We start from the raw sequence: 5,065 nt of genomic DNA, 5'->3' as shown, positions 1-5,065 counted from the left end.
CGCCTCACCCTACTCGATGCATTCTGATCACAGCAGAATGCATCCATTTAATGATAACGAAAGGCCGGTACTTGTTACCGGCCTTTTTTATGGATAAGAAACATGAGTTTATTAGTGATTGAAAACATCTGTTTTCAAATTAAGGAAAAAGTGTTGTACCAAGGTGCGAGCGTGGTGCTACATCATGGTGAACATGTTGGTGTGACGGGTGCGAACGGTGTGGGGAAAAGTACCCTGTTGAAAATGCTGCAAGGGGAACTGCTGCCGGATAGTGGCGAGATTGTTTGGCAACCGAATATCCAAGTCGGTTATTTAGACCAGCATTTAACGATCGACCCAACACTGTCTATCTATGACTTTATGGCGTTGGCATATCGCGATCTTGTGGAGGTTGAGCGAGCGTTAAATGCTATCTACGCATCGATGTCGGTGGACACGTCAGACGCGGTGCTTGCCAAAGCGGCACGACTGCAAAGCCAATTAGAGGCACAAGATTTTTACCGTATCTCTCATCGTATTGAACAGGTAGCGGCTGGGCTTGGTATCGCGCCGTTGGGCATGCAAACCGCAATGGGCCAGTTGAGTGGCGGTCAACGGCATAAAGTGATGTTGGCAAAGTTACTGCTTGAACAAGCCGAAGTGATGTTACTCGACGAGCCGACGAACTTTCTCGATGCTGAGCACGTTGCTTGGTTGGCGGAGTTTCTTAATCACTATACGGGTACCTTTATGGTGGTGTCGCATGATGCGGCCTCGCTTATATTTTTGCTATTTATGGGTAAATTTGTATTTTTTGCTAAAAAAGGCTAAATTTGGCGGAGTTGGTTAACAGGGACGAATAATGGCGACAGAAAGCGAGGCACCCATTGCGGTGATCAGTGGCGATCTGGTGGATTCGACCGCCTTAAATCGAGATGAGTATGAGCGAGTACTGGCGCAAATCAAAACCATACAAGCCCATATTTCACAAGCGCATCGCGCTAATCAGCACAGCATTATACGCGGTGATGAGTTTCAATCTGTGATCCATGATGTGGCGAACGCGCTTCATTATGTCGTGATGTATCGTGTTGCGATCAAAGCACTAGGAAAACCGTTTGATTGTCGCATCAGCTTTGCGATTGCTGAGCAAGCGGATTTGCGTAAGACGGTGGCAGAGTCGATGGGACAAGCGTTTGTGCTATCTGGTCGCGGCTTAAAAGCAATGAAAAACCAGCGGCTGGCTTTTTTCTGCGCCAATACCGATCTTGAAGACAGATTTGCGTTGCTGATCCGTTATCTTGACCGGCAACTCAGCGATGCGACGTCTCGTCAATGCGAAATGATGCTGCCTTTATTACAGCGCGATCAACCACTCGCGTATGGCGAGTTAGCGGCCGCACTTGGGGTCGCGAATGCAACCGTGAGTAAGTCCCTTAAAGCGGCGGGTTGGGGGCTTATCGAGGCATTGTTGGCCGAGTTTCAGCAAGCCGTGGGAGCACACGTATGATGGCCTTCCTTTCTTTGCTAGTTCCCTTGTTACTGACTCATCTTATTTATGATTTCTATCTACAGCCTACGAATTGGTGGACGAAATCGACACCACGCGCGCGAATAATGGATTGGGCGGTAGGACCGCTCCTCTACGGTTTATGTTTACTGGTACCTGCGGTGTTTTGGACTCAAACTGTCTCGCCGCTGTTGGGCGTATTGGCGGTTGGCATAATCACCAAGCGCGTAGTAGCAGTGCTTGATGGCCAACTTGTCGCGCAGTCATCACTGGCCCGTTTCTCGGTGAGCCAAGGCATACACCTTTTGGTACTAGGGCTCATTGCCCTAAGTTTTGTGGCGCAGCCACCTTGGGTTGGGCTGACCGAGATGCCTCTGTTTAGCGAGCTCGTCGTGATTGGCACGGGCTATTTATTGATCTTAAAGCCGACATCAGTATTGATTGGTCATGTGTTACAGCGCTTTACGGTCACGTTAGACTCACCCTCTGATTATCAACACGACTATCATGGCCTCGTAGCTGCGGGGGCGTTGATTGGCTATTTAGAGCGTATCTTGATCCTGACCTTTACCTTACTTGGCAGCTATACCGCTGTCGGTTTTGTGCTGGCAGCTAAGTCGATTTTCCGTTTTGGTGAGCTGACGCGGTCTGCGGATCGCAGCCTGACCGAATACGTTTTAATTGGTTCGTTATTGTCGGTAGTGATCACGACATTAGTGGGCGTTGTGATCACGCAAAGCCTTACTTTGCTTCAATTACCCTTGTATGGCTAAAAAGTAAGAATTAGCCGTTTTAAGCTTAAATGACGGACTGGTATTAAGAAACGATGCGTCAGTCAGTCGTTTGGCGAACGATAAAAAGAACATTGTTTATTGGAACTTGCTTGATGCCCTCAGGTCAGTAATAGGATGCTTGCTTGTTAAATTACTGTTATGGCTAAATAAACCTGAAGGAAAAGTATGTCCCGACACATTTTACTCACCGGAGCACTGGCGGTGTCTTTGCTCTCAGGGTGCAGTTTTCAAGGAGAGTCACACGTGAAAGCTTCCAGCCCAGGCGAACTGAGTGCGCCTGTCGCGAAAAAAATCCCTCATGAAATGACCATTCACGGCGACACGCGCGTGGATAACTACTATTGGATGCGTGACGATGCACGCCAAGATCCCGATGTGATCGCCCATCTTAATCAAGAAAACGCTTATGCCGATCAGGTGCTCGCGCACACTGAGCCAATGCAGGCCAAACTATTCGATGAAATCAAAGGGCGTATCGTCAAAGACGACGCCTCGGTTCCCGTCAAAAAAGGCAGTTATTTCTATTCCAGCGAAGTGGAAGGCGAGAATGAATACCGCACTTACGTGCGTGCGAAAGACTTTGCCGGCACCGACAAAACGGTAATTTTGGATGTCAACGCGCTCGCGAAAGGGCATGAGTTTTACAGCATTGGTCAACTCAGCGTCAGTCCAAACGAAAACCTATTGGCCTATGGGGAAGATACCCTTAGCCGCCGCGTTTACACCATTCAAGTTAAAGACCTCACCACCGGTGAGTACCTCGATGATAAAATTGAAGGCGCCTCGAGCAGTATTGTGTGGCAGAACGACAACCAAGCCTTCTACTACATCAAAAAAGATCCGCAAACCTTGCTGGGGTATCAGGTATATCGCCACCGTTTGGGCACCCCACAATCCGCTGATACGTTAATTTACGAAGAAACGGATACCAGCTACTACACCGGCTTGAGTAAAAGCAAAGACGGTGAGCAGATCTTTATTTGGCACTCTAGCACTGAAACCAGCGGCGTATCGCTCGTGGATGCCAATGATCCGAATGCCACCGCCCAAGTGTTTTATCCGCGAGAAACTGGCATCGAATATGAAGTGGCGAAGCGTGGCGAGTGGTATTACATCTATACCAACTACCAAGCAGTCAACTTCCGCTTGATGAAGGTTCATCAAAGTGAGCGTAACGATCGCAGCCAATGGCAAGATGTGATCGCACCAAATGATAAAGTGCAGTTGGTTGATTTTACGCTATTTGATAACCACTTGGTCTACGAGCAGCGCGAGAATGGCCTGCCGCGTACCACAGTGCGTAACCTCACCACTGGGGAGGAATATCAGCTCACGTTTAATGACTCAGCTTATGCGTCCTACCTGACCGGCAATGCAGAGATGGATAACACCGCGGTGCGCGTGTATTACACCAGCTTGACCACGCCGGGCACCTATTACGAGTTTGACTTGGCGTCGGGCGAGCGTGAAATGCTCAAACAAAACCAAGTGCTGGGTGATTTCAACCCGGATAACTACCAATCCGAGCGGGTGATGATCACCGCACGTGATGGCGCGCAAGTGCCTGTATCTTTAGCGTACCGTAAAGACCGCTTCAAAAAAGACGGCACCAATCCGCTCTATCAATACGGCTATGGCTCCTATGGCGCGACCATGGATCCCATGTTCTCTACCACGCGTTTAAGCCTGTTAGATCGTGGCTTTGTCTTTGCTATTGCCCATATTCGCGGCTCTGAAATGCTGGGACGCCCTTGGTATGACGATGGCAAAAAACTCAACAAAAAGAATACCTTTAACGACTTTATTGATGTGACGAAAGCGCTGACCGCGCAGGGCTATGGTGATAAAGACAAGGTGTTTGCCGTTGGTGGTTCAGCCGGTGGCTTGTTAATGGGAGCGATCATCAACCAAGCGCCTGAGTTGTATTTAGGCGTGGCGGCGCATGTGCCGTTTGTGGATATTGTCACCACCATGTTGGATGAGTCGATTCCACTGACCACCAACGAGTATGACGAGTGGGGCAACCCGAATGACAAAACCTACTACGAGTACATGCTTAGCTATTCACCGTACGACAATGTCACCGCGCAAGATTACCCCAACTTGTTGGTCACCACAGGCTTACATGACTCACAAGTGCAGTACTTTGAGCCAATGAAATGGGTCGCAAAACTGCGTGAACTCAAAACCGATAACCATACATTGGTGTTTAAAACCGATATGGAAGCCGGCCACGGCGGCGCATCGGGGCGCTTTAAGCGGATTAAAGAAGATGCATTGGAATATGCCTTCTTCTTAGACTTGCTCGACAAGCAGGGTAAGTAATCAAAGGGTAACCCTCTGAAACGAGAAAAGCGCCGTTATCGGCGCTTCAGACTGCTGACAAAGGTCTAGCTTTCGAGCTAGACCTTTGATCTAATAGGAGTGTTGCAATAGGGATGCTCCGGTATGCTTCAAGAACCTTCTCCACACCAATATGAACTTGAAATGGTGACGATGGAACAACTTGTTCCCAAAGACCATCTTGTTCGTAAAATCGACCGCGCCATCGACTTCGAGTTTATTCGAGATGAAGTCGCTCACCTTTATTGCAAAGATAATGGCCGTCCACCCGTTGACCCCGTTCGCTTATTTAAAATCATCCTGCTTGGCTATCTCTTCGGCATCAAAAGCGAGCGCCAGCTTGTTAAAGAAATTGAAGTCAACGTTGCTTATCGTTGGTTCTTGCGTATGTCGCTGACAGAGAAGGTCATCCATGCGCTCCTCACGACTAGAGAGGGAT

General features: G+C 48.8%; 5 protein-coding genes. All 5 read left to right on the top strand.

Annotated features, from left to right (window positions below; all coding sequences use genetic code 11):
- The first annotated feature begins 102 nt into the window (after positions 1-102).
- On the top strand, positions 103-810 hold the full coding sequence (locus BGK46_RS01985; protein ID WP_069586804.1) for an ATP-binding cassette domain-containing protein: 708 nt from the start codon (positions 103-105) through the stop codon (positions 808-810).
- 31 nt (positions 811-841) lie between these two features.
- The gene (locus BGK46_RS01980) at positions 842-1,489 is read left to right on the top strand and encodes a hypothetical protein (protein ID WP_069586803.1); all 648 of its coding nucleotides are present in this window, start codon (positions 842-844) and stop codon (positions 1,487-1,489) included.
- Complete coding sequence (locus BGK46_RS01975; protein ID WP_069586802.1) at positions 1,486-2,262, top strand: DUF3307 domain-containing protein; 777 nt, start codon at positions 1,486-1,488, stop codon at positions 2,260-2,262. The genes BGK46_RS01980 and BGK46_RS01975 overlap by 4 nt, the downstream gene beginning before the upstream one ends.
- 186 nt (positions 2,263-2,448) lie before the next feature.
- Entirely contained in the window at positions 2,449-4,608 is a 2,160-nt protein-coding gene (locus BGK46_RS01970; RefSeq protein WP_084781198.1) for a S9 family peptidase, read from the top strand.
- A 123-nt stretch (positions 4,609-4,731) separates the two neighbouring features.
- Positions 4,732-5,065: transposase (locus BGK46_RS01965; RefSeq protein ID WP_139130711.1), on the top strand; the 334-nt coding region annotated here is incomplete at its 3' end.

This window comes from Salinivibrio sp. SS2, assembly GCF_001722075.1.
Taxonomy (GTDB): Bacteria; Pseudomonadota; Gammaproteobacteria; order Enterobacterales; family Vibrionaceae; genus Salinivibrio; species Salinivibrio proteolyticus.
This window is presented reverse-complemented; position numbering and strand designations above follow the sequence as displayed.

Bases quoted from the DNA above. Each gene is read 5' to 3' on its own strand.
- BGK46_RS01975 (WP_069586802.1), top strand. From the start codon at position 1,486: ATGATGGCCTTCCTTTCTTTGCTAGTTCCCTTGTTACTGACTCATCTT.
- BGK46_RS01985 (WP_069586804.1), top strand. From the start codon at position 103: ATGAGTTTATTAGTGATTGAAAACATCTGTTTTCAAATTAAGGAAAAA.
- BGK46_RS01980 (WP_069586803.1), top strand. From the start codon at position 842: ATGGCGACAGAAAGCGAGGCACCCATTGCGGTGATCAGTGGCGATCTG.
- BGK46_RS01970 (WP_084781198.1), top strand. From the start codon at position 2,449: ATGTCCCGACACATTTTACTCACCGGAGCACTGGCGGTGTCTTTGCTC.